General features: G+C 23.1%; 2 protein-coding genes. Both read left to right on the top strand.

Going from position 1 to position 2,711, the window contains the following annotated elements:
- Positions 1-150 precede the first annotated feature (150 nt).
- The gene (locus BST80_RS04900; protein WP_415746221.1) at positions 151-651 is read left to right on the top strand and encodes a lipoprotein; all 501 of its coding nucleotides are present in this window, start codon (positions 151-153) and stop codon (positions 649-651) included.
- Positions 652-656: 5 nt separating this feature from the next.
- Positions 657-1,184, top strand: a complete 528-nt coding sequence (locus BST80_RS04905) for a lipoprotein (RefSeq protein ID WP_415746222.1) — start codon at positions 657-659, stop codon at positions 1,182-1,184.
- The last annotated feature ends 1,527 nt before the right edge of the window (positions 1,185-2,711 follow it).

Below are 2,711 nucleotides of genomic sequence, written 5' to 3' on the forward strand. Positions count from 1 at the left end.
TTTTAATCTCCATTCTAATTTAAAGACTAAATCAGTGGTCTAAAATGTATATGGTTTTCACATTTATTATCTAATTTACCCTTGATTATATATATATATATATATATAATTTAATAAATTAATAAATATTAGAAAAGGGGGTTAATTAAAATGAAAAGATTATTAGGAATTTTAAGTGTAATAAGTTTAGTTTCAACCGGAACAATAAATTTAATATCTTGTAATTATAAAAAACCTTTTAATAATAAAGATGAAAACCAAAAACTAAAAGATGAAAACCAAAAACTAAAAGATGAAAACCAAAAACTAAAATGAAAAATTGATAAAAATATTTTATTTATTAATTCTATTAATTCGCCAACTAAGATTAATGCTAATAATCCAAACGAAGTAAAAGAATATGAATTAGTTTTTGCATTAAAACAAAAAGTTTTAGAAGCAGTAAAAACAATTGATGATTCATTAACTGAAAATGATTTTATACTTGCTTTTAAAGATTATTTTAATCAGTTTCAACCACGATATATTGATTTAACGATATCTAAAAAAATTACAATAATAATTTTAGGAAAAAATAAAACAAATGGTCAAAAAGAATTTGATGTTTTTTTACCAGCAATTTCAAAAAATAAAAAATGGAGAGAAGGTTAATAAAAATGAAAATATTATTAAGTATTATTGGTGCAATTACATTAGTAGGAACAAGTACAACAAGTTTAGTTGCTTGTAATACACCACAAGAATATACACCAGAAGAATTAGCACAATTAAAAAAAGAAAACCAAATAAATACTGTTAACCAAGAAATTAAAGACAATTTAAAATGAATAGCACCACAAGAAAAAGCATTTAATACAGTTGATAATAAATATTATTATATTGCCTGAAAAGGTAAAAATTGAAATATTACCAAGTTTAAAAATGATGAAGAAATAATACCTCCAAAACATGAATATAGATATAAACTTTTACAGGAAAAAGAAGAATATAAAATTCAATTACGCTATTATTCACATAATGATACTAATATTGATTTAATTATTTTTAAATCAATTAATGAACCAACTTTAATTTGAGGAAAAAATAATAATAATTTTAAATCAGTTTATCGTTGAAATTTAGATACACAAGAACCTGATTTAATAGTTGATGATAAAGGTAATATAAAAATTAATGGAGAATAAAAAAGAGATTTATATATCTTTTTTTATCTTGGTTTTATTGTAATTTTTACTGCGTTATCACTTTTATTTCTAATACCTAATACATTAGGATTAGAAACATCCAATATAATATTTTTATAATTACCAGAATAAAAAAATAGAAAATTGGAATTATTATTACGCAGAGATAATTGAGTAAATATTAATTTTGAAAATCTAATTTTTAATTTTAAATCATTTGTATAATATACTTGTAAATATGTTTCTTTAATTTCATCTTTATCATTATTAGATAATTTTGTTATTTGAAGTAAAAATTTAATATCTCCACTACTTTTACCTTTTTCAGTTATATAACTATTTTCATAATCATTATGACTTGGTAATCCATTAGTATACGCAATAGGTTCAAATGTTTGAATATCATTAGTTATTTCTTTTGTATCTATTGTAAAAGTATTTGGAAAATTAACTTTATCAACTTGTGAACGACCACTTTCTTTTAAAGTTATATTTGCTAATGAACCAAAATCAGCATAACAAGCATTACGACCACCATTTAAATTAATATTTCTATTAGGAATAAAATTCTCTATTTCAGGCGGTCCACATTCAATCTGTAAATTATCTAAATTACTTATTTCTATTGTTTTATAAGCATCTTGGAATTTACTAATACTTTGAATTGTTGGATCAATTTGTTTTAAATCAATTTCAACTTCATAATAGGCATTCTTAAATTCATCAGAAAATAAATTAATAAAACTATTAGGAGTATCAGAAGAAGCTCGTTTGCATTGTGCTGGTACTATAATTTTAGTTTTTAATGGTTGAACTACATCAGAAGGCATAATATCTTTNGTATAAGGTTGATAGTTATATGGCACTGGTGGTAAGACATATTGTGGGTAATTAAATGTTGGTATTTCATAATCATGTGGTAATAAGAAACTAGTTTTATAGTTAGTTGTCATATCGCGTAAATAATTATTTAAAACACTTTTTGTTTTACCTCTAAAACTTCATACTGATAATCTTAAATAATCTTCTTCATTATTTGTATATGGGTTATCAGCATAAAAGATAATTTCAAAATTACCTTTATATAANGNTTGGATTGAAAACATATCAATNATATAACTACAATTTGTNCCANCNGGTGTTTGTAAAAATTCGCAATCATTATCTTTTTCACTATNACTAACTGNTGTTTGTGCATCNACTGATTTGGTTTTTTTCATTAATTAAATAAACTCGGTTAGTTTTAGGATTTAATTGTTTTAAATTATAAGTTGAATAAACTAATTCTTCGGTTGGTTTACCATCATTAGTTAAAACAGTCCCTTTAAATTTATCAGTTAATAAAGTTGTAAAACCTAAACTAGTAGCATTTGCACCAATCATAGCACCGACTTTATCATTTTCTTGTTCTCTAAATATTTCAAATGGTAAATAACCTTTACCAGCAGACTTATCACCTCAAAAGGCATCGTTATAAAAACTATAAACATTAGCACTCATAAAACCATTAAGTCATGGAAAATTAGG

Origin of the sequence: Spiroplasma sp. Moj (assembly GCF_016082285.1) — a bacterium.
GTDB classification, from domain to species: domain Bacteria; phylum Bacillota_I; class Bacilli_A; order Mycoplasmatales; family Mycoplasmataceae; genus Spiroplasma; species Spiroplasma phoeniceum.